Annotated in this window: 20 protein-coding genes and 4 tRNA genes; 17 read left to right on the plus strand and 7 right to left on the minus strand. The window is 37.7% G+C overall.

Features of this window, described 5'->3' with window-relative positions:
* Positions 1–67 precede the first annotated feature (67 nt).
* Positions 68–1,075 (minus strand): HTH-type transcriptional repressor PurR, encoded by a 1,008-nt coding sequence (gene purR, locus AC2IP4_RS05160; RefSeq protein WP_375322649.1) that lies wholly within the window; start codon positions 1,073–1,075, stop codon positions 68–70.
* 275 nt (positions 1,076–1,350) lie between these two features.
* A complete protein-coding gene (gene torD / locus AC2IP4_RS05165; RefSeq protein ID WP_486310626.1) occupies positions 1,351–1,998 on the minus strand; it encodes a molecular chaperone TorD in 648 nt (215 codons plus the stop codon).
* Positions 1,999–2,232: 234 nt separating this feature from the next.
* On the opposite strand from torD, the gene torR reads away from it, so the two are divergent.
* Positions 2,233–2,931 (plus strand): two-component system response regulator TorR, encoded by a 699-nt coding sequence (torR, locus tag AC2IP4_RS05170; RefSeq protein WP_105054981.1) that lies wholly within the window; start codon positions 2,233–2,235, stop codon positions 2,929–2,931.
* Positions 2,932–2,990: 59 nt separating this feature from the next.
* Here torR and AC2IP4_RS05175 read toward each other — a convergent pair whose 3' ends face one another.
* A complete protein-coding gene (locus AC2IP4_RS05175; protein ID WP_375320795.1) occupies positions 2,991–4,325 on the minus strand; it encodes an IS4 family transposase in 1,335 nt (444 codons plus the stop codon).
* A gap of 246 nt (positions 4,326–4,571) precedes the next feature.
* Here AC2IP4_RS05175 and AC2IP4_RS05180 point away from each other — a divergent pair, with 246 nt between their 5' ends.
* The 10 genes from AC2IP4_RS05180 (at position 4,572) to AC2IP4_RS05225 (ending at position 13,348) form a co-directional block, all read left to right on the plus strand.
* Complete coding sequence (locus tag AC2IP4_RS05180) at positions 4,572–6,002, plus strand: hypothetical protein (RefSeq protein WP_486310627.1); 1,431 nt, start codon at positions 4,572–4,574, stop codon at positions 6,000–6,002.
* A gap of 116 nt (positions 6,003–6,118) precedes the next feature.
* Positions 6,119–7,063, plus strand: coding sequence for a 23S rRNA pseudouridine(2604) synthase RluF (rluF, locus tag AC2IP4_RS05185; RefSeq protein WP_486310628.1), 945 nt, complete (start codon positions 6,119–6,121; stop codon positions 7,061–7,063).
* Between the two features lie 128 nt (positions 7,064–7,191).
* Positions 7,192–7,265 (plus strand) — tRNA-Cys (locus AC2IP4_RS05190).
* 111 nt (positions 7,266–7,376) lie between these two features.
* Positions 7,377–7,463: transfer RNA gene (locus AC2IP4_RS05195), tRNA-Leu, on the plus strand.
* A 48-nt stretch (positions 7,464–7,511) separates the two neighbouring features.
* Positions 7,512–7,585 (plus strand) — tRNA-Cys (locus AC2IP4_RS05200).
* A 118-nt stretch (positions 7,586–7,703) separates the two neighbouring features.
* A tRNA-Leu gene (locus AC2IP4_RS05205) sits at positions 7,704–7,790 on the plus strand.
* Between the two features lie 836 nt (positions 7,791–8,626).
* Positions 8,627–9,862 carry a group II intron reverse transcriptase/maturase gene (gene ltrA / locus AC2IP4_RS05210; protein WP_375321735.1) on the plus strand — a complete coding sequence of 412 codons (1,236 nt, stop codon included), beginning with the start codon at positions 8,627–8,629 and terminating at the stop codon, positions 9,860–9,862.
* A 389-nt stretch (positions 9,863–10,251) separates the two neighbouring features.
* Entirely contained in the window at positions 10,252–10,803 is a 552-nt protein-coding gene (locus tag AC2IP4_RS05215) for an ECF-type riboflavin transporter substrate-binding protein (RefSeq protein WP_375322645.1), read from the plus strand.
* Positions 10,804–10,806: 3 nt separating this feature from the next.
* The gene (locus tag AC2IP4_RS05220; protein ID WP_486306568.1) at positions 10,807–12,516 is read left to right on the plus strand and encodes an ABC transporter ATP-binding protein; all 1,710 of its coding nucleotides are present in this window, start codon (positions 10,807–10,809) and stop codon (positions 12,514–12,516) included.
* Positions 12,506–13,348 carry an energy-coupling factor transporter transmembrane component T family protein gene (locus tag AC2IP4_RS05225; RefSeq protein WP_105054977.1) on the plus strand — a complete coding sequence of 281 codons (843 nt, stop codon included), beginning with the start codon at positions 12,506–12,508 and terminating at the stop codon, positions 13,346–13,348. Before AC2IP4_RS05220 ends, AC2IP4_RS05225 begins: the two co-directional genes overlap by 11 nt.
* Positions 13,349–13,388: 40 nt before the next feature.
* Here the strand turns inward: AC2IP4_RS05225 and AC2IP4_RS05230 are convergent, their stop codons facing one another.
* Positions 13,389–13,742: a VC1380 family protein gene (locus AC2IP4_RS05230; protein WP_375322643.1), complete on the minus strand. Its 354-nt coding sequence runs from the start codon at positions 13,740–13,742 to the stop codon at positions 13,389–13,391.
* Between the two features lie 241 nt (positions 13,743–13,983).
* On the opposite strand from AC2IP4_RS05230, the gene AC2IP4_RS05235 reads away from it, so the two are divergent.
* Together AC2IP4_RS05235 and AC2IP4_RS05240 are read left to right on the plus strand one after the other, a co-directional pair.
* A complete protein-coding gene (locus AC2IP4_RS05235; RefSeq protein ID WP_375322802.1) occupies positions 13,984–15,240 on the plus strand; it encodes a MipA/OmpV family protein in 1,257 nt (418 codons plus the stop codon).
* 360 nt (positions 15,241–15,600) lie between these two features.
* On the plus strand, positions 15,601–16,932 hold the full coding sequence (locus AC2IP4_RS05240; protein WP_375322642.1) for a GGDEF domain-containing protein: 1,332 nt from the start codon (positions 15,601–15,603) through the stop codon (positions 16,930–16,932).
* 69 nt (positions 16,933–17,001) lie between these two features.
* Here AC2IP4_RS05240 and AC2IP4_RS05245 read toward each other — a convergent pair whose 3' ends face one another.
* From AC2IP4_RS05245 to AC2IP4_RS05255, 3 genes are all read right to left on the minus strand, one after another.
* Positions 17,002–17,679 carry a SanA/YdcF family protein gene (locus AC2IP4_RS05245; protein ID WP_375322641.1) on the minus strand — a complete coding sequence of 226 codons (678 nt, stop codon included), beginning with the start codon at positions 17,677–17,679 and terminating at the stop codon, positions 17,002–17,004.
* Between the two features lie 26 nt (positions 17,680–17,705).
* A complete protein-coding gene (locus AC2IP4_RS05250; protein ID WP_105054972.1) occupies positions 17,706–18,038 on the minus strand; it encodes a DUF3392 domain-containing protein in 333 nt (110 codons plus the stop codon).
* Between the two features lie 116 nt (positions 18,039–18,154).
* The gene (locus tag AC2IP4_RS05255; protein WP_375322640.1) at positions 18,155–19,843 is read right to left on the minus strand and encodes an NAD-dependent malic enzyme; all 1,689 of its coding nucleotides are present in this window, start codon (positions 19,841–19,843) and stop codon (positions 18,155–18,157) included.
* 154 nt (positions 19,844–19,997) lie between these two features.
* Between AC2IP4_RS05255 and AC2IP4_RS05260 the strand changes: the two genes are divergently transcribed.
* The 4 genes from AC2IP4_RS05260 (at position 19,998) to ltrA (AC2IP4_RS05275) (ending at position 26,100) form a co-directional block, all read left to right on the plus strand.
* Positions 19,998–22,340, plus strand: coding sequence for a helicase-related protein (locus AC2IP4_RS05260; protein ID WP_486310629.1), 2,343 nt, complete (start codon positions 19,998–20,000; stop codon positions 22,338–22,340).
* Positions 22,341–22,418: 78 nt separating this feature from the next.
* Entirely contained in the window at positions 22,419–23,192 is a 774-nt protein-coding gene (locus AC2IP4_RS05265; protein ID WP_375322638.1) for a phospholipase A, read from the plus strand.
* Between the two features lie 164 nt (positions 23,193–23,356).
* Complete coding sequence (locus AC2IP4_RS05270; protein ID WP_105054968.1) at positions 23,357–24,001, plus strand: heme lyase; 645 nt, start codon at positions 23,357–23,359, stop codon at positions 23,999–24,001.
* Between the two features lie 863 nt (positions 24,002–24,864).
* Positions 24,865–26,100: a group II intron reverse transcriptase/maturase gene (gene ltrA / locus AC2IP4_RS05275; protein ID WP_486310308.1), complete on the plus strand. Its 1,236-nt coding sequence runs from the start codon at positions 24,865–24,867 to the stop codon at positions 26,098–26,100.
* Positions 26,101–26,204: the final 104 nt, after the last annotated feature.

Consider the following 26,204-nt stretch of genomic DNA (forward strand, 5'->3'; position numbering starts at 1 on the left):
TTTGTTAAGTCGGTTCAAATTTTAAGTGTAAATTGAACCAACTCGTATTTTAATAAGTAAATAAGCGCTATTTGATTCTATTTGATACGCTGCTACGAGAGACAACTTCAGGCTGCATTTCAAAAATGCGACGCTCATGGTGCTTATCTTTAATGCGCTCTAATAAAATCTCTACCGCTGTTTTACCAACACGACGTTTAGGTTGGTGAATAGTTGTCAGGGGTGGAGAGAAATACGCCGATAATTCAATATTGTCGTAACCAATAACTGAGATGTCTTCAGGTACTTTTAAGCCCGCTTGTTGAATTTTACTTATTGCCGCCAGTGCCATAATATCGTTAAAGCAAAATAGTGCTGTTGGACGCTCTGTCATTGCTAGTACTTTATCTACAGCTTTTGATGCTGAAGCACACTCGAAGTCGCCTTCCAAAATCCAGTCAGGGTTAGCGCTTAAGTTTGATTCAGCTAAAGCTCGTTCGAACCCACGAACACGCTCTTTACACGTTAATTTATCTAACTGACCTGTAATACAAGCGATTTTTTCATGGCCGTTTTCAATTAAATGTTTTGTTGCTAAGTAACCGCCTTTTTCTGAATTATCAATGATTTTATCTGTACGTGGGCTATCTGGGCCCCAATCCATAATAACCATTGGTAGCTCAGTGTTTTTTTCAAGCAGCGCTAATAGTTGTTCATTAAGGTCTGAACACATGACTAATAGGCCATCAACACGTTTTTCTGAAAGCATGCGAAGATAATGTTTTTGCTTATCTAAATCGCCTTCAGTATTACACATAAATAAAGTGTAACCTTGTTTGTAACAGTAATTCTCAACACCATGCATAACCTCTGCAAAAAATGGGTTGAAAGATTGTGTTACTAACATACCAATCGTACGTGTTGTATTGCATTTTAAACTGCGAGCAACGGCACTAGGTGCGTAGTTTAGTTCTTCAACCGCTTCCCATACACGTTTTTGAGTTGCTTCGGCAACAAAACGAGTTTTATTAATTACATGAGAGACAGTGGTAGTAGAAACAGCTGCAAGTTTTGCAACATCTTTAATAGTAGCCATATAAAAGCCTTAATGGGTAAAATAAGGGGCTATTTATGTTCCAACAAAATTGATATTACATTATGTAGATATGATGGAAGATAAATAGGCCCTGGTTATAAATGAAAAAAACCGCCAAAAATGCGGTTTTCATTTAATGATCAAATTTTATCGTTTGCGCTCACATTTTATAGGTAAAGCATAGTGCAAACAATTAGTGATTTAATTAATTTTGTTAATGATTTGATTTATATCACACACCTGTAAAAATATTGTACCAATATATAAACTATAAATTACTCACCTGTAAGGAAAGTAACATCAAGTTGTAGAAAGGTTACAAGGAAAGTCGTTACTGCAGCATAAAAGCCGAATTCATCTCTCTCCTTACAAATATGGTTAAATTTTGGAGTCCAAGATAATAGCTGTTTATTAATAAAAGAAAGTTGCGCACTCATATAAGCTTCAAAGTCTTCTTCAGAAGTTTGCTGATTTGTCATTAGGATTAAATTCCCAAGGAAATCTAGTTCAATAGCTATATGGTCTGCGGGTTCATTGAATTCTGCTTTTTGAGCAATCTTGTACTTTTCTAGTAATTCACGCATATCTTGAGCAGGTTTTGCATTAAGAAGGCCTGATTTATCTAAATAGATTGATGCATAAGGTAGAGCACTGTTTTTGTCAGAACCTAAAAATGCTTGGCAAAAATCAGCTGATAATTCAAGCTGTGCATCGTCGCGAGCTTGAAGTTTATTTAACTTTTCAACCAATTCATTTACCGATGACGCTAATTCTGGCGTCTTCCCTAAATCAGACAGGAAAGTACGAACTTCAAAACTGTTATATTGTTCTAATTGTTCTTCTGTTAGTTCATTCGCTAATAAGTTCGACAACCACCAGTAAATTTCAGCGCGTTGTTCGTTAAATGCAGTTAATTCGTTCATGTCTCTTTGCTCCAAGAAATTTATTTAAGAATTGTACTGGATAAGTATGAAAAGGAATAGCACCTATCATTAACAGGGTGTATAAAGATATGTGTAAAGATTAAATTTCGATTTTTATTAATAATTGTTTTGAATCAATTAAAATACAGAAATATCAATTGAGAATTGGCATTATTACAAAATATGAATAGAATAAGATAAGAACTATCCAAATAACCATTAAAAGAGAATATTATGAGCTATCACATTTTAGTTGTTGAAGACGAAGTGGTAACTCGCTCTAAGCTTGTAGGCTACTTTGAAGCCGAGGGATATCAAGTGAGCGAGGCTGAAACAGGGGCAGAAATGCGAACTATTTTGGCTGAACAAAAAGTTGATTTAATTATGCTTGATATAAACCTACCAGGAGAGGATGGTTTATTATTGGCTCGCGAACTGCGCAGTCAATCTAATATTGGTATTATTCTCGTTACAGGACGAACAGATAGTATTGACCGAATTGTCGGTTTAGAAATGGGTGCAGATGACTATGTCACTAAACCTGTAGAGCTACGTGAATTATTGGTTCGAGTTAAGAACTTGTTTTGGCGTATGTCTTTAGTTAATGAGCCAGTTGAATTGGATGAGTCAAATGTAGTTCGTTTTGGTGAATGGACATTTGATATTCAGCGCCGTGCATTATCAAATAATGGCGAACCAGTTAAATTAACTAAAGCTGAATATGAACTGTTGGTGGCGTTATCTTCGTACCCAAATACGGTTCTTTCGCGTGAACGTATTTTAAATATGATTAGCCACCGTGTAGATGCACCAAATGATAGAACGATTGATGTATTGATTCGAAGAATGCGCGCAAAAATGGAAGTGGACCCTAAAAACCCACAGATCTTTGTTACCGTACACGGTGAAGGTTACATGTTCGCTGGTGATTGATAGTTATTAATTATCGTTAAAAGATTTAAATTGAACCACTCATATTTGAGTAATGCCAGTCAGTTAAGCTGACTGGCTTTTTTCTTTTTCCAGCAAGGGTACTTCACGGCTTTAGCTCGAACTCTCCTTGGATAGCGCCTATCTTCTCTCTTTGGCGGTAAAATGTAGTGAGCGGTATTTGCCTGTAAAGAGGCGATAGTCTTCGGGATATTACCTGCACTATTTAGTGACATTGTGTACAACATATTTATGATTGCCAGCGAGCATGATGTGAAACTTAATTGGTTTGCGTGAAGCCCCTTCACCGTATGTGACATCTTAACCATTTGATATCTAAGTAAGTTATAACCAAGTAATATCCCCCATAATTCTTGTCTAATCATCTCAGGCTTTTTACTTCGAAGGTGATGCTCACTATTTAGAAGCGTCTGTTTCATTTCTCTATAACCGACTTCTATCTCCCAACGCTCACTGTACAGCTCTACCATTTCAGACGATGGAAAACGCATTGGATCAACCATTGAAGTTAAAATTTGAGTCTCTTTTCCTTTCACTTTTTTACTCACTAACCGAGCTTCAATATATTCCGGCAGATCAAGGAACTTCTTTCTAGCTTGTGGCGATGTTTTTAAACGCACTAATTTATCTTGTCGACCTAAAGTTCGTACTTCCTCATATATTGTTCCTTTCTTCACAGGAAGCAACCAATGACGTTCCGATCCTGTTGTAGACCATTTATGAAGTAAGCCAAGGGAATAAAATCCTTTATCAAACAAAGTTATAGAGTTATCTGGAGTGGATGAGATAAGTTGTTCAGCTAAAACCATTTCACTGACTTTTGTGCTATCAAAAGCACTATTGATCAATAAATGGCTAGTGAGTTCCATTTGGCATACCATTCTGATTTGAGGGTAGCAGGTTTCGCCATGCTGATTACTTTTAGGTTCAAATACTTGAAGGTTTTCTTTTGTGTCAGGCGCTCGCCAAACTACGCCATCAACACCTAATAATTGTAAACCGTTCCATGTTGGATGGTTTGCTTCGGTATTCCAGATTTCAGCTGTTGATGTGAAAATATGTCTTACTGCTTCGCTTCCAAGTCTTTGTCTCGCTTGAACTACTGCACTCGGAGCCACTAGTGGCCGCTTTCCTGGCAGCATAAGCTGCATATTACTGGTAATGTCCCAGACTGACTCATCTCGATAGAAAGCCATGCCTAACACAACCCAAATCATCATATCTAATGGTAATCGGCGCTTACGGATCGTAGCTATCCCAGCCTCTTCTAAACATTGATTAATAAATTCAGGAGGTAATATATCACTGAGTTTTCCGAGAGAATCAGAATCAGGGACGAAATCATTAGCCAGTGTTAGAGCTTTAGTTAGTTGCATAAAAAATCCGATATTGGTTACCCAATATCGGATTTTGAAGGTTTTTAACGATCAGTCAAATGATCTGGAAAATTTCTTAACTGATCGGCATTACTCATATTTGAGTGGTTTTTTATTTATATAGCTGTCAATATAAACTGTGACTCATTCATAAGAAATTGTGATTTTAATTGTTTTTTATAATAAAATAATAAGTAGGAGTGCTCGCACTTGTCTATTCAAAAATAAAATTATTATAGGTTGTAAATGAAACAATTTCTTAAAATGGCAATGGTTGCCTCTGCGTTAGCTGGTATCTCAGGTTGTCAAAGTACAGATAATGCATCTGTAGCTACGGCGACAGAAACGAATTCAGCAGTATCTTCAATATCAACTTTCGATGCACTTCAAAAGCAGTATTTATTAGATAAGGTAACCTTCGATTCTATAGCAGATTTTAAGATTTATTCTGCGACGTCTTACACTGCAATGATGGAAGATTGGAGCGAAGCGAAAGAGGCCTATTCTGAAATAGAAAAAGAACCAAGTCTGATGAATGAAGAATATTCAATGTTCTCTTCTGGAAGCTATTCAGCGAAATATATGGAGTTGGTTTCTGCTGCGGATAATGAACTAAAAAAACTTAAAAATTATAAAGAAACAGCAGATGTTGTGTTGTCTGATGCAATTGCACAAATGGCATACATGAATTCAATTGATGTTAATGCGTATTATCCACAAGAGTTTTCAAGTTTAAATTCTCAATACAAAGCACTATTCGTATCTGTAATTGAAGATGGTATTGCAGAAGCGCAAACCAACCAAGCGTCTTTTTTAACCAAAGCTAAAGTAACTGAAATCAAAACCACACTAAAAATATACGTTACACCATTAGAGAAAGAATTTTCTGGGTTAACGAATAAAGGTTTTAAAGCCATTGCACCAATTAGTTATGGCCAAACTAAAGCAGAATTAGACAAAACGAAAAAAGCGGTTCAAGCAAATAATCGTGATCAAGCATTAATTGTTGATGCGATTGCTAAAACTCGATTCCAACTTGATCACCTTAAAAATATGGCTGCAGAAGTTAAATTGCTAAAAGCGGTTAAAAATGGTCAATTTGAACAATCTGTTTTGGAAGTAGAAAATAAATTATTATCTATTTCGCAAGCAATTAATGGTGATGATTACCGTGATCAGCCATTAAGAACGCAAACATCTTCGATTTTAGATGCTGTTCAACAAATGCATGATGTTAATAATACGATTGATTTAGAGGTTAAGATTAAAGAGCTGAATGCTCAAATTAAAACCTTAGAGGCCACTATTGAAAGCCAAACAGAAAGCCATGCAGGCGTTCAAAAGCAAGTGCTAGTTTTAACTCAACAACTTGAAAGAAATGATAATTTGATTAATAACTTAAATACAGTCATTGGATCTTATAAAGAAAAAGAAGAAATTGCAAAAACAGATAATTCAGCAACGACAGAAGAGAAAGTACAGAGTAATTCTGTAAAACAAGAAGAAACGGTAACCTTACCTGAATCTTCAGAATTAGCTCAAAATGCACCGACTGTAGAGGCGACTTCTGCTAAAACAGAGAGTACTGAAATTGTCGATATTCCAACAGAAATAAAGCCAATAACAGAAGCAACAACACCAATAGCTGAAGTTACTGCAACGACTGACATTAAATAAACGCCGTTAACTGCTAATAAGTATAGAGCACCTTAGGCATTGGTTTAAGGTGCTTTTTTATTGGATATTTATCCGTTTCTGATACACTGCGGCTGTTCACTTTTTAGAGGTACATCATGACATCACCAGAACCTAAATTAACCCGTTTAAATAAATTCATTAGTGATACGGGTTATTGCTCACGTAGAGAAGCAGATAAGCTTATTGATCAACAACGTATTACTATTAATGGCAAGGTTCCTGAAATGGGAACTAAAGTTGCAGAAGGTGATGAAGTTCTGGTGGATGGAAAGCCATTAAAAGAGAAGCAAGATCGCATTTATATTGCATTCAATAAGCCAGTAGGGATCACGTGTACGACTGAGCGTCATGTTGAAGGTAATATTGTTGATTATATTAATCATGAACAACGTATTTTTCCTATTGGACGATTAGATAAACCTTCGGATGGCTTAATCTTTTTGACCAGTGATGGCGACATCGTTAATAAGATCTTGCGTGCAGGTAATGCCCATGAAAAAGAATACGTAGTTCGAGTTGATAAACCCATTACAGATAACTTCTTAACAAAAATGGCTGCAGGTGTACCTATTCTAGATACCGTGACTTTGCCTTGTAAGATAGAGAAAGAATCTCGTTTTGTATTCCGAATTACGTTAACTCAAGGATTAAACCGCCAAATTCGTCGTATGTGTGAATATTTAGATTATGAAGTATTTAAATTAAAGCGCGTTCGAATTATGAATATTGATTTAGGTGAGTTGCAATCTGGAGAATGGCGTTATTTAACTGATTCAGAAATGGATCAAATTAACAATATGATTGGCACATCAAGCAAAACAGAAGAAGCATCACGTAAAGTTCAAGAAATTGATGGAAAAGTAAGAGTGATTAAAAAAGCGAGCTCAGGCCGTAATCACCACTCAAATAATAGCTTTAATGAAAAGCGTCGTGAAAAAGCGAAAGAAGAGCGTTTCGGAAAATCGACACCTAAGCGACGAAATGATCGTAAAGAACAAGGTAAACCACAATCAGAAATTAAAGTTTGGCGTCAGAAATAGACCGTTTTTTCAACATCTTAACTAAATTTTCTGTGTATTGGCGATAAAGTCTACAAACGAAGTGTTAAATACAATTTTTTATTTGACACTTTTTTTAAATCAGTTACATTAAGCCCCGTAAGAGAGATGGCGCCTTGGCAGAGTGGCTATGCAGCGGATTGCAAATCCGTGAACCTCGGTTCGATTCCGGGAGGCGCCTCCATTTCCTTATTATAAACAGAATTAAAAATTACGGCCTAGGCGGTAATTACAGATGGTGTCAGCCTCTCTATTTAATGGGGAACATGGTTAGAAGCATCGCATTAAATTGCGTGCCCTGGTGGTGGAATTGGTAGACACAAGGGATTTAAAATCCCTCGGCGTTCGCGCTGTGCCGGTTCAAGTCCGGCCCGGGGCACCATCTATTTATTCAGCAGATTAATGTTGGATTAATAAAATAAGTAAAACTGGCGCCTTGGCAGAGTGGCTATGCAGCGGATTGCAAATCCGTGAACCTCGGTTCGATTCCGGGAGGCGCCTCCATTTACTCTTTAGTAAATGTGTAAAGAATTAAAAATTACGGCTTAGGCGGTAATTACAGATGGTGTCAGCCTCTCTATTTAATGGGGAACATGGTTAGAAGCATCGCATTAAATTGCGTGCCCTGGTGGTGGAATTGGTAGACACAAGGGATTTAAAATCCCTCGGCGTTCGCGCTGTGCTGGTTCAAGTCCGGCCCGGGGCACCATCTTTTAAGAAGGCTTATCAGAAATGATGAGCCTTTTTTGTTTGCCCAGCAAAGCTGGCAAACCCGTCTGCTTGCAAGATAGCAGAGTCACCCCGACTAAGGGGAAGACAATCTGAATGGCAAGGGCGTCACTGGCTAACGGTGAGGTCTGAAGGAAGCCATAGGAAGTTAGATGTACACAACTAACCGTAACCTGTTTCGGCGGGATTGGTGGGTAAGCGTCCAAAATAGCGCGAAGCCCAATACTTAGTCAGACCAATTCTGTGCTTGAGGGTGGCATATCTAACAGGGAGTCAGTGCAATAACTGGGGAAGCCTGGCATCTAAACTTAATTGTCAGTAAGTGGCTTAGATTCAAGAAGAAACTCAAGATCTAATGCCGATGTGAGGTGGCAGATGAACCCGTAGTAGTGAGTAAGGCTAGGCCTGTGAAAGCCAGTGATGGTGTGGAGGACAAAACCAAGCCGACTATCAGTAATATATCTGATAGAGTCAATTTGAGCCAAAAGCACTTATTGATTGCGAAGGGGGGAAGTGATTTATAAATTACCTTAAAGTGACGTAATTTATGATGGGTTCACGAATTACCAAATAAGGTAAAGTCTCTATTTTAATGGCTAAGGGTGATACTAAAGCTGTGAATAGAACTGGACACGGGGAGTAAGTGTTTCTCTTTACTAGAGGCATAGAGGCGGTTAAGCATATTGCGAATAAAAGGGCGTAGCCTTGCTAGAAAACTTAACGCGACAACGAAATAAACCTAACCAACATAAATAAAGTCAGCAGCAGGTGATGTGAGATAATAATTTGAGAGTACACTATAGCCTTTACGGGCGCATGCTATCACTGCAAGCGCTTTACGTGGCATACAAACAAGTGAGAAAGAATGGAGGCGCAGCTGGTATTGACGGGCAGCGTATCGATGATTTCACACAAAATTTGGAAGTAGAGCTCAGAAAACTATTACTTGAACTACAAGAAAAGCGCTATCAAGCGCGGCCCGTAAAACGAGTTGAGATCGCCAAAGACGATGGCGGTATCAGGTTATTGGGGATCCCCACAGTTCGAGACCGAATTGTTCAACAATGTTTAACGAATATAATGACTCCCATATTTGACCCAAACTTTCATCCATCCAGTTATGGATATCGGGTTGGGCGAAGCTGTCATCAAGCCATCAGCAAAGCTACACTCTTTATACGTAAATATAATAAGCGGCATGTTGTTGATATGGATCTGTCTAAATGTTTTGACATGCTTGACCACGATCTGATAATCAAGTTCGTGCGAAAGCGCATCGTGGATGGCAGTATCTTAGGCTTGATCCGTCAATTTCTAAAAAGTGGAGTCATGGTTGGTGAAAACTGGCAGAATAGTGTAATAGGCAGTCCACAAGGTGGGGTGATTAGTCCACTACTTGCTAATATCTACTTAGATGAATTCGATCAAGAAATGATGAGGCGTAAGCATCGAATAGTGCGATACGCGGATGACATTTTGATATTCTGCACCTCGAAAAAGGGTGCAGAGAATGCATTAAAAGTAGCTAGCCATATTTTAGAAGTAACGCTAAAACTTAAAGTGAATGAGCGGAAAACCCATATAGCACATAGCGATACAGGTATTAAATTCTTGGGAGTGGAAATTTTTACAAATTACACGGCAATTCAAGAAAAGAAGCTCAAAACATTAAAAGCGAAAGTAAGGCAACTCACCAAGCGTAATGGAGGATTGAATTTAGCGAGAGTGCTAAAGCAACTGAATCCAGTGCTCAGAGGGTTTGTAAACTACTTCAAAATAGCCAATATTACGAGCACACTGAAAAGCCTTGCGGCTTGGATAAGGCGGAGATTGCGAGCGGTACAAATGAGTTTATGGAAGAAGCCGTGCAGATTGCATCGTCGTCTTAAGCAACTAAAGTACAAACCGCCATTTAAGTCCATAAAAATGGACTCATGGCGAAACAGTGCGAGTCCGTTAGCAAGCTATGCGATGCCTAATCAGTGGTTCAAAAATCTAGGCTTGTATTCAATAGACGAAGTTAAAACAGGTGTACTCGCTTCTTTTTATTAAGAAATAGTAAATTGCAGGAGCCGTATACGAGGTCCGTACGTACGGTTCTGTGAGAGGGATGAGGCAAAAGCCTCACCCTACTCGATTATTAAAAATATTTAACTGCTTTTATCCAGCGATGATATTTATCTTAATTTACTTAAGTAAATTGATACTTATAATGTAAGTAGTACTAAAATTAGCAGCCTTTCGTTATAAATTGTCATAATCACTTATTTTTTACTCAATTTGTGCTTTATTTTAATCAATTTACTTAATGTGATTATTTAAGTAATTACTTGACCTGATTAGTATTAGCCGTCTAGATGTAAACATTTCCAAACCAACTAAGTTACTGTATAATGCGCGCCTTTCTTCTTATGTATTATTTTTGCTTCAAGGCGAACATTATGAACCTTTCTGCTAAAACTGTTGTTGTTATTGCTATTGGTGCCGCTCTATATGGCATTGGTGGCTTACCTATGTTTGGTATTCCTGTTTTTGCTAATACAACATTAAAACCAGCGATGGCTGTGCTTGCGCTATTCTCTGTACTATATGGGCCTATTGTTGGTTTCTTAGTTGGTTTTATTGGCCATTGGGTAACGGACTTATTTGCAGGATGGGGTGTTTGGTTAACTTGGGTACTAGGTTCGGGTATTGTTGGTATGATTATTGGTTTATTTCCGATGATTATCAAAAATCGCATTGAAGTTGGATCTTTTGATAAGAAAGATTTTCTTATCTTTGTCGCATTGGCATTTGCAGGTAATGTTATTGGCTATGGTACTTCTGCTTTTTTAGATACCATTTTGTACGCAGAACCTTTCAGTAAAGTATTTATGCAACTTTGTATTATTGCTGCTGGTAACACAGTATTAATTGCTATTGTGGGTTACTTAATTTTGACCAACTTAGCAAAGCGTAAAAAACAAAGTACAAACCTAACAGAGGCGCCATAATTAATGAGCGTAACCTTTTCAAACTTCTCTTTTCGATATGCGTCACAGGACAAACCGACGCTTAAAAATATCAATCTAAGGATAGAGCAAGGAGAAAAGATCTTAATCGTTGGCCCTAGCGGCAGCGGAAAATCGACATTAGGTCAGTGTTTAAATGGCCTTATTCCCCACACGGTAAAAGGTGAAATTGAAGGTCAACTTTGTATTAATGACAAAGAGATTTCAGACTGGAAAATTGAACAATACACAGAGAATGTAGGTACAGTTTTACAAGACACAGATAGCCAGTTTGTGGGACTAACTGTGGGTGAAGACATTGCTTTTGCACTTGAGAATCAAATGGTATCAAAAGCAAAAATGTATCCTATAGTTCGTGATATCGCAAAACTAGTCGATTTAGAAAATCTATTAAATAAATCACCTTATGACCTCAGTGGTGGTCAAAAACAACGTGTTTCGTTGGGGGGGATTTTAGTTGATGATGTTGATTTACTTCTTTTTGATGAGCCGTTAGCGAGCTTAGACCCAAAAACAGGTAAAGCGACGATTGATATCATTGATGAGCTGCATAAAGGTAGGGGAAAAACGATAGTTATCATTGAGCATCGTTTAGAAGATGTTCTTTATTGCTCAGTTGACCGTATTATTTTAATGGATAATGGCGAAATCATTGCGGACATGACTCCTGATGAGTTAATTCAATCTTCATTGCTCGCAAAGCATGGGATCAGAGAGCCTTTATACGTTTCTTTATTAAAAAAATGTCAACTAGACCTTGCTTTGATTCCTAATATTAGTTATCTAGCATCAATCCCTGCTGAATCACTAAAACAAGCCGTATGTACTTGGTTTAGTGATGTGGAAGCAACCCTCTCTTTTTCTGAAAATAAGGATATTCTGCTGCGTGTTGATAACCTTACTTATTCTTATGATGGGGAAATAAACGCATTAGAAGATGTTTCGTTTAATGTAAAGAAAGGTGAGTTTGTTTCTATCCTTGGTAAGAATGGTTCTGGAAAATCTACGATTACGAAATTGGTGATGGGGGTATTACAACCAGATCAGGGAGCACTTTTCTTAAATGGTCAAGATCTGATAGAACTTTCTATCTATGAGCGTTCACAGAAAGTTGGTGTGGTTTTACAAAACCCAAACCATATGATTTCACATCACATGATTTATGATGAAGTCGCATTTGGTTTAGTGAATAGTGGACTATCTGATAGCGATATCGAAAAGAAAGTGCTTAATGCTCTTGAATTATGTGGCTTAAGTCGTTTCCGTCATTGGCCAATTGATGCATTAAGCTACGGACAGAAAAAGCGAGTAACTATTGCTTCTATTCTTGTTCTTGAGCCTGAATTATTAATTCTTGATGAGCCAACGGCAGGTCAAGATTATAAAAATTATACTTCAATGCTTAGCTTTATTAATCAGTTAAATCAAAAGCTTGGTTTGACCGTCATTATTATTTCTCATGATATGCATTTAGTTTTAGAGCATACGACGCGTGCTATTGTTATTGCAGACAGTAAATGTATTGCTGATCAAGATGTAACAGAAGTGTTTAGTCAGCCTGAATTGCTTAATAAAGCAAATCTAACGGTAACTAGTTTGTATGAATTAGCTGAGAAGTTAGAAATAGAGAATATTACCGGTTTTATACAGCAATTTATTGCTACTGAGCATGAGAGCAAACAGAATGTCCACTAATAAGCAAAGTTTTGGTATTAACTATGTGGATCTTGATACTTGGCTACACCGTTTAAATGGTGTGACTAAGTTTCTGCTGTTTATCACATGGATAACCGTAGTATTAACGACGTTCGATTTACGAATTATTATTCCATTAATATTGATTGGTCTGTATTTATTAAAAGAGACAAAAGTCCCTTTTTCTGCTTATAAACCACTATTGATTGGTACTGCCACGGTATTAAGCATGAATGCAGTATTTATGTTTTTACTGGCTCCAAATCAAGGGAATGAGTTATTAGGGTCAACAACGGTTTTAGTGCCTATTTTGGGGCATTATGTTATTACCCAAGAAACATTATTTTATTTAATCACAGTAACGCTTAAATATTTTAGTATGTTCCCCATTGCGCTTGTATTTGTGTTTACTACACACCCAACTGAATTTGCTGCAAGTTTAAATCGCCTTGGTTTACCTTACAAAATTGCTTATGCAGTCAGTTTAACATTACGATATTTACCTGAAGTTAAAAGTGACTTTATAAATATCATGCACGCACAGCAAGCTCGCGGTGTTGATTTATCTAAAAATGTTCCTGTATTTACTCGTATCAGTAATATCGCGAAAATATTAGGTCCCTTAATTTTTTCAAGTTTAGACAGAGCAGATGAAATATCCAATGCCATGGTATTACGTGGTTTTGGGAGAGGAAAAAGCCGAACTTGGTTTAGTGAAAAAGTAATAACTAAAACAGATAAGGTAGTGATGTTAGGTTTGTTAATTATTGTGATTTTGGCCATAACCAAGCGGGTTATAGAGACATCATTATTTTGGTATCCATTTAACTAATACCGTTAATAAGATAAAAGTAGGCTGCTTGGCCTACTTTTTATTTTTCTGTTTGGCTGAAATGCTCAATCACATCTGAACTGATGTTTTTATGACTAAAAATAAGCATTGATGTTAGTTTCTCAACCATTGCTTCTGGTTCTAGATCACTAAAAATCACATTATTAATCAGTGTTTTAATCAGTAATTCTTCATGCTCTAGAAAACCGCGAGCATCAATCTCTACTGGTATATCGCTGGGCATACGATCAAATTGTAAAAACGCCATATTATGATTAACACTAGAGGTTAATAGTTGTTCAGGAAACCATTCTTCACCAGTCACAACTTCTAATTCATTGCCGTGAGTCGCTTGAATATCTTGTAAGCTTTTAATTAATTCAGATATTTTCACATTTATTCTCAAGATGTGGAGTATTATTTATGTATATCAATACTATACTATACTTAAAATTTAAAGTTGATTGAATTTATATTTAGTTCAATTGCTTAGAGCGTTTGTTTTTCCACCATTTATTTAACCCAGAGTAACTCTTTTGCACAAATACTTTTTTAACGTGAAATATATATTTCTTTTAACCTTTTCATTTTTTTTGGCTGGTTTAGCTAATGCTGAGAAAGCGGATCATGAGGAAATAAAAGAAAATATAAGTACCGCTTCAACTGAGAAAGAAAAACAGTGGGGTATTGCTGGTGTAGTTCGTACAGCAAGTATTCCTTATGCGACAGACACTGAAACAGTATCTACTTTCATTCCTATGATGTTTTTTGAAAATGATTATGTATTTATCAACGGAATGGAAGGCGGTATTTTTTTATATCAAGAAAGTAATTGGCAACTTAGTGCTTTAATGAGGCTCCGTTATTTTGATTTACCTAAAGAAGCTCAAAATCAGGCGGGAGGTGATGTTGTCGATACCGGATTTCAGGTTCGCTATCATATAAACAAAGAGTGGTTTTTTGATTCAGAACTAGTGGTTGATCCTGAGTTTCGTGCTTATATGAATTTTAAATTAGGCGCTGAGATTGAATCTGGTGACTGGTGGTTTAATCCAAGCATTGAAACTCGATGGAAAGAATCAGAGTTTAATAATTATTACTATGGTTTAAATGACGATACTAATGACACATTAAGTGCAGGGATTGATGTTAAAGTTGGTTTCATGTCTCGTTACCATGTGACGTCTAATTTATATCTGTTGGGGGGAAGCTATGTTTCTCGTTTGGATGACAATGCCTATAACAGCGAATATATTGATAATCGTTGGGAGTTTGAATACTTTTTAGGGGTAGGCTTTTTCACCGATAACAGTACTTCTTCTCGAAAAAACATTAAAAACAAACCGTATTTACGAATAGCACACGGTTGGGCTACCCCCTCAAACATTGGCGATATTATTAATTTAGATTCAGAAAAGGATCCTTACAATAATCAAATGACGTCTGTTTTTTATGGGTTACCATTAACAGACGAGCTGTTTTCTTTGCCGATTGATCTTTATTTGACACCAGGTTATGTACAACATTGGAAGTCAGATGTACAAGATTTAAGCTCTGAGTTTGTTGTGGCAATTAAAGCCTATGTAACCATACCCTGGCCAACGAAATGGCGTTTTGGTGTCGCAGAGGGCTTATCTTATATTAACCATGTATCGTACATAGAACAGTCTGAGATGGATGAAAAAGGCTATAAGGAAAGTAAGCTATTAAATTACCTTGATTTTTCTTTTGATGTGAATTTAGGAGATTTATTCAACCATCGAGATCTTGATGGTGTTTGGCTCGGATATAGTATCCATCATCGCTCTGCTATTTTTGAAAACTCATCTCAATACGGAAGAATTAAAGGTGGTAGTAATTACAATAGTATCTATGTTCAATTTGATATTTAAGTTTTTCTTCTGAATAAAAAAGCACTGTATTTTCTAATGAGTGCCTTTTTTATATTGATACATTGCCATTAGAGTGAAATGTAGGATGAGGCTCTATATTGGGGGGCATAAAGATTAGCTGTCAAAATTAAAGCGTTGCGTCAATTTTTTGATATTACAATCAATGGGTTATGTATTGTTTGTTATGTTGCTACTTATGAGTGATAGACTGTTGATTTCTTGATGTTCGTCATAAAACAGACTTAATATTCATGATTTTAGGGGAATGCTTATGATATTACTTTGTGATGAAAATTAAGTGCGCTATTATTTTTTTGGAATGAAGATCATATAAAATTAACACTTGTATAAAGGACTGCTATGCGAGTATTTCAAAAAATTGCGATAGTCATGTTAATTCTTTCTATTGGTACGCTGACTTGGTATCACTTTCGTGGAGACACTAAAACCATCACTATTAACCCCGATGTGTATCAATATTATGCGACGGATGATAAAAAAGTAGGAGGAGTTAGTGAGTCTGTTCTTGTTGATAAAGATGGTCGACCTAATTTAATTTGTAAGCTAAAAAAGGGCAATTATCCTTGGCCATATTGTGAAGCTGCAATCCATCTTTCAGATAGCATTTTTGAAGGGATTGATTTGTCTGGTTATTCTAAATTAGTGTTAGATATTGATTATAAAAGCACTGATCCTAATGGGCGTTTACGTGTTTACTTACGTAATAGTAATCCTGCTTATACAAAAAGAAATGATGCAGCGTCACTAAAATTTAATGGTATTGAATATGAACCTGGTTTTAATGCGGGTCCAAAAGAGATTACTCTCTCTGATTTTCAAGTCCTGACTTGGTGGATTGCCGATTATAAAGTCGCAGTTGAGCATGCGGCACCAGAGTTCTCTAATGTCTCTATTATTGAAATTGCGACCTCTTCTGGTGTTCGAGAGGGCGATTTTGAAATGACGATAAATAGCATCGAATTGCATGGGGCTTGGATAAAAGAGACAACATTACTGAAAAGTATTTTGTATGCATGGTTGGTGATGATTATTACTTATGTGTTATACGAACAAAAAAGGTTAAGTAAAAAGCTTAAGGCAAGTACTTACCGTGAAGGTCGTTTAAGAAAGCTTAATGATAATTTAAAAGAGAAAAATGTAGAGTTTGCAGAGCTTGCTCATCGTGATTCATTAACGGGCGCTCGTAATCGAAATGCAGTGAGGGATTGGTTAGAGCGAATGGCTCAGCAAGTCCGTTGGGGTAAGCAAACCTTCTCTGTGATTTACATTGATATCGATTTTTTTAAAAAGATTAATGATAATTTAGGTCACCAAACTGGAGATGATATTTTAAGAGAGTTTGTTCTTGTGGTTACAGGTGCTATTCAGCGTACAGACTTTTTAGTTCGTTGGGGAGGAGAGGAATTTGTTGTCTTCTGCCCAAAGTACAATGCCGAGCAAGCAACAGAAAAAGCAGAGCATATTCGTAAGACCGTTGAACATCATCTATGGTGCCATAACGAGTCACTGACTTGCAGTCTAGGTGTTACAGAGATGAAAGATGAGCGTATAACGGAAGTGATTGCTCGTGCAGATGATGCATTATATAAAGCAAAAAATGCAGGAAGGAATAAAGTGATTACAAGTGTTAATGTCACCGATGTTGATGCTAACTCACGGTTCATCAACTAGTCTAATAATTATTCACTGTTACTGAATTACGATAAAGCCTTATGGTAAATAATACGATAAGGCTTTATTTTATTCGATAGGAAGAGAGCGGTGATCAATCGGTTCTTTAGGACCTAAAAACTTAGCTTGGACATTGAAAATATAGAGATCAAGCATCGCTTTGGTTCTTGCAAGAACTTCTCTGAATCGAATTTTTCTGTTTGCCCATCCGGTAGGGGATGGAACCACTAAACAAACAGTATCCATATCAAAATGATTAGAGATAAAGACCGCACGTCCACAGTGAAATTTTTGAGTCACAATGGTTAAGCTGTTGGCATCAAAAATTTCTTTTGCGCGTTGGACTGAATCTAACGTTCTAAATCCTGCATAATCCAACGTAATATTCTCTTCTGGAATACCTGCCTCTAATAAATCCCTTTTCATCGTCCATGGTTCATTGTATGAGCGATGAGCATTATCTCCACTTAATAAAAAATGAGTAACTTTATTTTTCTTATAAAGCTCAATAGCTGCATCAATACGGTATTGATAATAAGGGTTTAATGTTCGACGAATATATTTACTAGTGCCTAGAACCAATGCGGTTTCTTGAACTGGAAGTGCTTCAATATTTTGATATAACTGTGTTCGTGTTGAAAGTGACATATAAAAATCGGCAGCTAAAACAGAGGCGATAAAAATGATACTTATGATCGCCGTGATTTTTAACCACTTCTTAATGATGTCAAACACTGAGATTGTCATTATGCCTCAACTTAAATTAACGGTATTTACACTTGTCGATTTTTCTGTGCCCATGCACCAATTATAATAAAGGTCGAAAATACAATAGCAAGCATAAAGGCGGGTTGAATAGAGCGCAAAGCAGAACTGAGAATTGGGGATGCTTTGACAATAAGTAAGCCATAACCAAAGGCATTAATGCCAATAAAAGCACCTGTACGAATTAGGAAATGTTTACCAGATAAAAAGGCTCTAACTGCGCGATTAATATCGCTACCAAGCATAACAAGCGCACAGGCAATCATTGCGATTGAGATGTCAGCTAAATAAGGAGTTAAATAACTTCCCATCGTATTAAAAAAAGAAATAATGTGATTCATGTAAAAAGCCTTTTTATAAAATAATAATTGCTAGCTATTCTATCTCTTATAGAACAGATAGTTAAAAAAAAACCAGAGAAATTTTCTCTGGTTTTGATTTTGGTGGAAGTTTTTAATTAAAAAGCAGTACGTTTGTAGCGACGATACACTGGTTTCCAGAAATATTGTTCAATTTTCTGGTGTAATGCTTCATCGGTGATCTCTAAAGCATAGCCTTGTTCAATCGCTTTTTTAGCAACAGCAAAAGCAATTTTTTTAGATACCGTATGAATTTCTTCTAGTGGTGGAAGAAGCGCACCAGAGCCGTTAATCGCAAGTGGAGAGCACTCAGATAATGCACGGCTTGACTCTTGTAGCATCTCATCAGAAACACGAGTCGCTTTAATTGCTAATACACCTAAACCAATACCTGGGAAGATGAAGCTGTTATTACACTGTGCAATTGGGTAGGTTTGACCATTGTGTGTTACTGGATCAAACGGGCTCCCTGTTGCGACTAATGCTTGACCATCAGTCCAACGAATAATGTCGTTTGGTGTTGCTTCTACACGACTTGTTGGGTTTGATAATGGGAATACAATTGGACGTTCACAATGTTTGTGCATCTCTTGGATTACTTCTTTACTGAACAATCCAGGAGCACCAGATACACCAATCAATACTGTTGGTTTAGCATTACGCATTACATCAACAAGAGAGTAGTTAGGTTCTTCAGAAACCCAATCTTTTGTATTTTCAGTTTTTTGAACTAAGCGTTGTTGGAAGTCAAGTAGGTTTGGCATGCCTTCTTGTAATAAACCCCAACGGTCAACCATGTAAACTTGCGAGCGAGCTTGAGCATCTGAGATACCTTCCGATACCATCTGGGCAATGATTGCTTCTGCAATACCACACCCTGCAGAACCGGCACCAAGGAAAGTCACACGTTGTTGAGCTAGTGAGCTCCCCGCCGCTTTACAGGCAGCAAGTAGAGAGCCAACAGTAACGGCAGCAGTACCTTGAATATCATCGTTAAAGCAACAGATGCGGTTTTTATAACGCTCAAGTAGAGGCATCGCATTTTTTTGTGCAAAATCTTCAAACTGAACCAGAGCTTGAGGCCAGCGACGTTGTACAGCTTGAATGAAATCTTCAACGAAATCTTTATATTCGTCACCAGTAACGCGAGGGTGACGCCAGCCCATGTACATAGGGTCAGCAAGGCGTTGAGGGTTGTTAGTACCTACATCAAGAACGATAGGTAGAGTATGTGCAGGACTAATACCACCACATGCGGTATAAAGTGCTAATTTACCAATAGGGATACCCATGCCGCCGATCCCCTGATCACCAAGACCAAGAATACGTTCGCCATCAGTAACAACGATAACTTTTACATTTTGGTTTGCTGCGTTATTTAGCAGGTCATCAATGCGGTTTTTATTTTCATATGAGATGAATAAGCCACGGCCACGACGATAAATGTTTGAGAAGTTTTCACACGCTGCGCCAACGGTTGGCGTGTAAATAATTGGCATCATTTCGCTGATGTGGTTTTGGACTAAGCGATAAAACAAGGTCTCATTCGTGTCTTGAATATTGCGAAGGTAAATATGCTTATCCATATCATTTTCAAAACTTTGATATTGCTTATAAGCACGACCAGTTTGCTCTTCAATACTTTCGATAGCTTCAGGAAGTAAGCCTTCTAAGTTAAAATATTTACGCTCAGTAGTGCTGAATGCGCTACCTTTATTTAGCAGAGGAGTACTTAGAAGTGCTGGGCCAGCATAAGGTATATATAGGGGACGTTTGTTGTTATTCATTGTTATGCTTCTTCAAATCAAGAATGAATCACAGATCCTATGCCTACTTAACGCAAATATCAAAGTGTGAATGAAAATAAAGTGCGAATACAGTCATGTTTTTATCAATCAAATCCGCTAAAGTAGTGAAATATTCTATTATTATGCGGTTTATATGATTTTGTTACCAATTTGTGCCATACGATCTGAGTTTTCTGCTTCTATTCCACAGAAGAATTTAGTTATTCAATCTGAAACTGGGTCTGGGAAATCAACACATTTACCATTATGGGCTGCAGAAAAAGGGCGAGTATTGGTGATTGAACCAAGACGAATTGCCTGTACTGCTTTAGCTGAATATCTTGCGCAGCAAAATGGGACTGATTTAGGCACTGAAATTGGCTATGCAATCAAGTTAGATAGCCAATTTACTGAAGACAGCAAAGTAGTATTTGTAACTCCCGGCATTGCGTTAAAATGGTTTATGGAAGATAAGCTCGCTACGTTTGAGTTTGTAATGATAGACGAATTTCATGAACGTCGTTGGGATACCGACATATTACTCGCGTTATTGAATAAACATAAAGCTCATCGTCTGATCTTAACTTCAGCTACGATAGAAAGTGGGCCGCTGGCCAAGTATGTTGATGCCGATGTGCTTGTTGCTGAAGGGCGCCAATTTACCGTGGAAGTGTCTCATATAGCAAGTCATTCACAGCAGATCCCCACGAGCAAAGACCTTGTACAGCGAGTTACAGATGCATTGCAACAAACTATTCTGAAGGGGGAGCCTGGGGATATTCTCGTTTTTCTGCCCGGGAAAAAAGAAATTATTCAATGCGTTCAAATTGCAGCAGCTAAATACCCTAATGCCCAAGTCATTCCTCTTTTTGCTGGTGTTTCAGATATACACCGTAATCAGGCGCTAACCTCATCTTCTCAGCAACGTATTATTTTTTCTACTAACGTAGCAGAAACCTCATTGACGATTCCTAATGTTACCTTGGTGATTGATTCTGGTTTGGAGCGAAGGACTCATCAGAAAAATGGGCGAACAACTCTTTCACTGCAAACGATTTCAAAAGCAAGTAGAGAGCAGCGTTCAGGGCGAGCAGGGCGCACTCAGGAAGGACGAGCCATTCGATTATTTGGCGAACATGCCCCATTAGAATCGATGACACCACCAGAGTTACAAAGGGAAGAGTTGGTGGAAGCAGTACTGGCTGCGGCAAGCTGTGGTGCTAAATTACGAGATATGCTCCTTCTTGAATCGCTACCTGAAAAATCACTCTCTGCAGCAGAAGACAAATTAAAGCTAATGGGGGCAATCGATTCTGAGCTCTTCATTACTGATTATGGTTTACGTTTATTCCCCTTACCCATTGATGCTCTTTTTTCACATATGATCTCAGTGGTCGAAGGTAAAGCAGAAAAAGAAACGGTGGTTGATGTAGTCGCGGGATTATCTGTATCAAATAAATTGTTTTCATTATCTAATTCAGAAATGGCGTTAGATGACGTGTTACGTTGGAATCCAAAGTCGTGTGATGCTGTAACGCTAGCTTCTATTATTCGCGGTCATGATTGTAATGGATTAATTATAGATGATGACTTGCGTAAGGAAGCACAAGCCCTTGCTATGCAAATTAGAACAGAGCTTCTACTGCCTGATTTAGATGCGAGTAGCCGATTAAAAAGAGATGAGGTGTTGCTTCAACTCGTTAAGAAGTTACCTGAGTTGGTGTATGTTCGTAGAGAAAAACGAAGAGAAGCGTTTGGGAATGGTAAGCAAGAAGTTGTCTTAGGACGACAGAATTATTTTTTACCCACTCATGAAGCCGTAATCGTATTGGATCAATTTTCTCTTCCAGGAAGAGGCAATAAAACCTTAACAATAGGAACAGCATTAGCGCCGATAGATTTGTCCTCAATTGTTGATACTGGACTTGCTGAGTGCCGTATTGGCGAGTGCATTAATGACAATCAAGATCTTAAAATTACGCATGAATATTATTATGCAAATCGACGATTAATGATTAAATATGTAGAGCCGACAGGGGAGAATGCAATTCCAGTAATTGTATCTCAAGTAATAGAAGGGATAATATTACCGTCATTTAAAGAGAAAAGAATGAACGAAATTGCCGCTTGGCAGCTTTATTGTCAACTTAATGGCAATAAATTGAATTCAGTCTTGACGTTTGAATCTTGGTTTACATTACAACTAGAAGGGCTTGGTATTACGTCTTTAGAAGATATGACGTTATTTGATGAAACAGATTTTATATTTGATGGGATCCCTGAATGGGAGATATCTGATTTTATGAAAACCTATCCTCAACATGTTACTTTGCCGGATATCACCTTATCTGTTGACTATTTCCCACAAAGTAAGCGTATTTTACTGAATTATGTAAAAGGTCAACGAAAAGGGGATATTAAAAGGTGGGAGCTTCCAGTCTGGTCTGGTTGGCGGATTCAATATAAAAAAGCCAGTCGTAATATTGATGTTAAATAATTTAATAAGGTAAATTGGAATGTAGGTATGTATTTTGCTTTTCAATATAAAAAGGCAAGTTACTGACAAAGGTAAATTATGAACAAATGGATGCTATTGATTGCATTGACTCTACCCTTCATGACATCAGCAAAAACATTGAACCGTATTTCTTCGTATGAAGACAGTTATTTATTAGGAAGCTATACAGATAGCATTAATAAAGATGAATACATTAATGGTGGTTTTGAAGACGCTGATGGACTTCAGAATGTGGAAGTAAAGTTTCAATTCTCATTAGCGGTACCAATTATACCTATCAATAATACGACGGCATTTATGTTTTCTTATACGCAAAAATCGCTGTGGCAATTAGGCAACAGCGATATTTCATCGCCTTTTAGAGAAACAAACTATAAGCCTCAGTTCTTTTTAATGCATCAATCAAATATGCTGTTATTTAATAATGCAGAATTTGGTTATATGCATGAATCAAACGGTCAAACATCAAGTCTATCTCGCAGTTGGGATCGCATATATGGTGCATTGGAGCGTATTGATGGCCCAATTCAATATGGGTTTAGAACTTGGTATGTGTTTGCTGATGAAGAAAATAATGAAGATATTCTTGATTACCTCGGTCATTACGACGTATGGGTGAAAGCAGGTAATGATATTGGTGAGTTTAATACTCGTTTTCATTATAACTTTGAGACAGACAAAGGTGGAGTAGAAGCCGGTTACACCCTTTATTTAAATAAATTTGTCGGTTTGTATGTTCAAGCGTGGAAAGGTTATGGCGAAACGTTAATTGATTATAATTACGATCAAACTCGTATTGGTTTAGGCATGAAGTTAATTCCACCAAACTAATCGAAAATATTATTGCTGCGATATGACAAAAAGCTTCTATTCATGAAGCTTTTTTGTTTTTAAATTCCCCACTCTTTAATGATTATTTGGACTATGATGATGATCATTGCTATCAGTTTTAAATTGAATTACGATCGCGCCAGTTTTTTATTTGGGTACACAATATGATAATAATGATGTTGTTGAGTTTTGTAGTCATTGCAGCGGTACTGTGGTGGTTTTACAGCAGAGATAAAGCGACTTCTTTAAATCCTGTCTGGATGATATTTTTTGTCGTAATTAGCATGATTGTTATTTTTTCTTCTGGTTTACGCCCAGAGAAATTTGCTGTGAATAATAAAGCCATTACAGAGCCGTTAGGCCCTCTTTCTTATGAAGATAAGATGCGTCATTTGGAAGACCAGTTAAAAGAGTCTCCGAACAATGCAGATCTTTGGTTTGAAATTGGCCAAGGTTATTTACTTAATGGTGAACTAAAGCCAGCTAATATTTGTTTTGGTTATGCTATCCGTTTAACTGAAGATCCAACTGCTAATCAATATGCAGCAAAAGCAACTGCTCAATATTATTTACACTCTCAATTGTTTGATGAAGATGTCGAAGAGTTAGTAAAGAAAGCCTTAGCATTAGATGAATACAACCAAGCGGCATTAACTTTGATTGCTTCTGACCATTTTGTGAGTTTCCGTTATCAAAAAGCAATTAATGCATGGCAGAAGATTTTAGATTCAGAACGTGTTGATGTAGATAGAGTAACGATTATTAATTCAATTAACCAAGCGAAACAATTAATGCAAGCTCGTCGCTAGTTAAAGAGTTAAAGAGTTAAAGATATGAAAAAGCCGACATTTCTTTTGTGAAATGTCGGCTTTTTTGTTTGCCCAGCAAAGCTGGCAAACCCGTCTGCTTGCAAGATAGCAGAGTCACCCCGACTAAGGGGAAGACAATCTGAATGGCAAGGGCGTCACTGGCTAACGGTGAGGTCTGAAGGAAGCCATAGGAAGTTAGATGTACACAACTAACCGTAACCTGTTTCGGCGGGATTGGTGGGTAAGCGTCCAAAATAGCGCGAAGCCCAATACTTAGTCAGACCAATTCTGTGCTTGAGGGTGGCATATCTAACAGGGAGTCAGTGCAATAACTGGGGAAGCCTGGCATCTAAACTTAATTGTCAGTAAGTGGCTTAGATTCAAGAAGAAACTCAAGATCTAATGCCGATGTGAGGTGGCAGATGAACCCGTAGTAGTGAGTAAGGCTAGGCCTGTGAAAGCCAGTGATGGTGTGGAGGACAAAACCAAGCCGACTATCAGTAATATATCTGATAGAGTCAATTTGAGCCAAAAGCACTTATTGATTGCGAAGGGGGGAAGTGATTTATAAATTACCTTAAAGTGACGTAATTTATGATGGGTTCACGAATTACCAAATAAGGTAAAGTCTCTATTTCAATGGCTAAGGGTGATACTAAAGCTGTGAATAGAACTGGGCACGGGGAGTAAGTGTTTCTCTTTACTAGAGGCATAGAGGCGGTTAAGCATATTGCGAATAAAAGGGCGTAGCCTTGCTAGAAAACTTAACGCGACAACGAAATAAACCTAACCAACATAAATAAAGTCAGCAGCAGGTGATGTGAGATAATAATTTGAGAGTACACTATAGCCTTTACGGGCGCATGCTATCACTGCAAGCGCTTTACGTGGCATACAAACAAGTGAGAAAGAATGGAGGCGCAGCTGGTATTGACGGGCAGCGTATCGATGATTTCACACAAAATTTGGAAGTAGAGCTCAGAAAACTATTACTTGAACTACAAGAAAAGCGCTATCAAGCGCGGCCCGTAAAACGAGTTGAGATCGCCAAAGACGATGGCGGTATCAGGTTATTGGGGATCCACACAGTTCGAGACCGAATTGTTCAACAATGTTTAACGAATATAATGACTCCCATATTTGACCCAAACTTTCATCCATCCAGTTATGGATATCGGGTTGGGCGAAGCTGTCATCAAGCCATCAGCAAAGCTACACTCTTTATACGTAAATATAATAAGCGGCATGTTGTTGATATGGATCTGTCTAAATGCTTTGACATGCTTGACCACGATCTGATAATCAAGTTCGTGCGAAAGCGCATCGTGGATGGCAGTATCTTAGGCTTGATCCGTCAATTTCTAAAAAGTGGAGTCATGGTTGGTGAAAACTGGCAGAATAGTGTAATAGGCAGTCCACAAGGTGGGGTGATTAGTCCACTACTTGCTAATATCTACTTAGATGAATTCGATCAAGAAATGATGAGGCGTAAGCATCGAATAGTGCGATACGCGGATGACATTTTGATATTCTGCACCTCGAAAAAGGGTGCAGAGAATGCATTAAAAGTAGCTAGCCATATTTTAGAAGTAACGCTAAAACTTAAAGTGAATGAGCGGAAAACCCATATAGCACATAGCGATACAGGTATTAAATTCTTGGGAGTGGAAATTTTTACAAATTACACGGCAATTCAAGAAAAGAAGCTCAAAACATTAAAAGCGAAAGTAAGACAACTCACCAAGCGTAATGGAGGATTGAATTTAGCGAGAGTGCTAAAGCAACTGAATCCAGTGCTCAGAGTGTTTGTAAACTACTTCAAAATAGCCAATATTACGAGCACACTGAAAAGCCTTGCGGCTTGGATAAGGCGGAGATTGCGAGCGGTACAAATGAGTTTGTGGAAGAAGCCGTGCAGATTGCATCGTCGTCTTAAGCAACTAAAGTACAAACCGCCATTTAAGTCCATAAAAATGGACTCATGGCGAAACAGTGCGAGTCCGTTAGCAAGCTATGCGATGCCTAATCAGTGGTTCAAAAATCTAGGCTTGTATTCAATAGACGAAGTTAAAACAGGTGTACTCGCTTCTTTTTATTAAGAAATAGTAAATTGCAGGAGCCGTATACGAGGTCCGTACGTACGGTTCTGTGAGAGGGATGAGGCAAAAGCCTCACCCTACTCGATGTTGGTGCTCACTAATCA

It is taken from the genome of Aliivibrio thorii (assembly GCF_057368585.1).

Excerpts from the sequence above, each read along its gene's own strand:
- AC2IP4_RS05255 (WP_375322640.1), bottom strand. The coding sequence starts at position 19,843 with ATGAATAACAACAAACGTCCCCTATATATACCTTATGCTGGCCCAGCA.
- AC2IP4_RS05215 (WP_375322645.1), top strand. The coding sequence starts at position 10,252 with ATGAACCTTTCTGCTAAAACTGTTGTTGTTATTGCTATTGGTGCCGCT.
- torR (WP_105054981.1), top strand. The coding sequence starts at position 2,233 with ATGAGCTATCACATTTTAGTTGTTGAAGACGAAGTGGTAACTCGCTCT.
- AC2IP4_RS05180 (WP_486310627.1), top strand. The coding sequence starts at position 4,572 with ATGAAACAATTTCTTAAAATGGCAATGGTTGCCTCTGCGTTAGCTGGT.
- rluF (WP_486310628.1), top strand. The coding sequence starts at position 6,119 with ATGACATCACCAGAACCTAAATTAACCCGTTTAAATAAATTCATTAGT.
- AC2IP4_RS05225 (WP_105054977.1), top strand. The coding sequence starts at position 12,506 with ATGTCCACTAATAAGCAAAGTTTTGGTATTAACTATGTGGATCTTGAT.
- AC2IP4_RS05265 (WP_375322638.1), top strand. The coding sequence starts at position 22,419 with ATGAACAAATGGATGCTATTGATTGCATTGACTCTACCCTTCATGACA.
- ltrA (WP_375321735.1), top strand. The coding sequence starts at position 8,627 with ATGCTATCACTGCAAGCGCTTTACGTGGCATACAAACAAGTGAGAAAG.
- AC2IP4_RS05270 (WP_105054968.1), top strand. The coding sequence starts at position 23,357 with ATGATAATAATGATGTTGTTGAGTTTTGTAGTCATTGCAGCGGTACTG.
- AC2IP4_RS05245 (WP_375322641.1), bottom strand. The coding sequence starts at position 17,679 with ATGACAATCTCAGTGTTTGACATCATTAAGAAGTGGTTAAAAATCACG.
- AC2IP4_RS05240 (WP_375322642.1), top strand. The coding sequence starts at position 15,601 with ATGCGAGTATTTCAAAAAATTGCGATAGTCATGTTAATTCTTTCTATT.
- AC2IP4_RS05175 (WP_375320795.1), bottom strand. The coding sequence starts at position 4,325 with ATGCAACTAACTAAAGCTCTAACACTGGCTAATGATTTCGTCCCTGAT.
- AC2IP4_RS05260 (WP_486310629.1), top strand. The coding sequence starts at position 19,998 with ATGATTTTGTTACCAATTTGTGCCATACGATCTGAGTTTTCTGCTTCT.
- AC2IP4_RS05220 (WP_486306568.1), top strand. The coding sequence starts at position 10,807 with ATGAGCGTAACCTTTTCAAACTTCTCTTTTCGATATGCGTCACAGGAC.
- purR (WP_375322649.1), bottom strand. The coding sequence starts at position 1,075 with ATGGCTACTATTAAAGATGTTGCAAAACTTGCAGCTGTTTCTACTACC.
- torD (WP_486310626.1), bottom strand. The coding sequence starts at position 1,998 with ATGAACGAATTAACTGCATTTAACGAACAACGCGCTGAAATTTACTGG.
- ltrA (WP_486310308.1), top strand. The coding sequence starts at position 24,865 with ATGCTATCACTGCAAGCGCTTTACGTGGCATACAAACAAGTGAGAAAG.
- AC2IP4_RS05250 (WP_105054972.1), bottom strand. The coding sequence starts at position 18,038 with ATGAATCACATTATTTCTTTTTTTAATACGATGGGAAGTTATTTAACT.